The 735-nt window shown below is 46.0% G+C and carries 1 tRNA gene and 2 rRNA genes; all 3 read right to left on the minus strand.

What is annotated here, in order from left to right:
- Nucleotides 1-234: ribosomal RNA gene (locus ACT29H_RS16765) — 23S ribosomal RNA — on the minus strand; the annotation flags it as partial.
- Between the two features lie 214 nt (nt 235-448).
- Nucleotides 449-522 (minus strand) — tRNA-Ile (locus tag ACT29H_RS16770).
- Nucleotides 523-681: 159 nt separating this feature from the next.
- Nucleotides 682-735: ribosomal RNA gene (locus tag ACT29H_RS16775) — 16S ribosomal RNA — on the minus strand; the annotation flags it as partial.

Raw genomic sequence — 735 nt, forward strand, 5'->3', positions numbered from 1 at the left:
CTACTTAGGGAATCACTTTTGTTTTCTTTTCCTCCGGTTACTTAGATGTTTCAGTTCACCGGGTTCGCCTTCCGATTACTCGGAATGCCGTATCTTCATTACGGCGGGTTGCCCCATTCGGAAATTTGCGGATCGAAGGTTATTTGCACCTCCCCGCAACTTTTCGCAGCTTATCACGTCCTTCATCGCCTTTGAGAGCCCAGGCATCCCCCATACGCCCTTTTCTACTTTCTTAATCCGTGAATGCCTTTTTAATTACATCCACTAACTAAAGCTCTATTGCGCTCGCGTTTGCCCTCGCTTCTTGATTTTTATTCTTCCCAATATGTCAATGATCTTTTTGGCCTTTTTTGGCCTTCGTGGATATTGCTATCCTTTGACGCTTACTGTTTGCGTCTTTATTTTCTGGGGATATGCCTCAGATGCGTATTTCCGGCATCTGGTGTTGTAGTCCCGGGCAGACTTGAACTGCCGACCCCTACATTATCAGTGTAGTGCTCTAACCAACTGAGCTACGGGACTGTTTTTTCCACCGTATCGATAATGCAGGTGGACATACTTAGCGTCCTGTCTCTGTCCGCCTCTGATATCCCCTATTTGTCTGTTTTTTAAAAAAATGCAAAACCCAAGGCTAAAAGCCTCACCTTGTTCTCCTTACTTAACAAGTCCAATACTCTCCAGAAAGGAGGTGTTCCAGCCACACCTTCCGGTACGGCTACCTTGTTACGACTTAGC

Origin of the sequence: Thermophagus sp. OGC60D27 (genome assembly GCF_052400625.1) — a bacterium.
In the GTDB taxonomy this organism is placed as follows: Bacteria; Bacteroidota; Bacteroidia; order Bacteroidales; family Marinilabiliaceae; genus Thermophagus.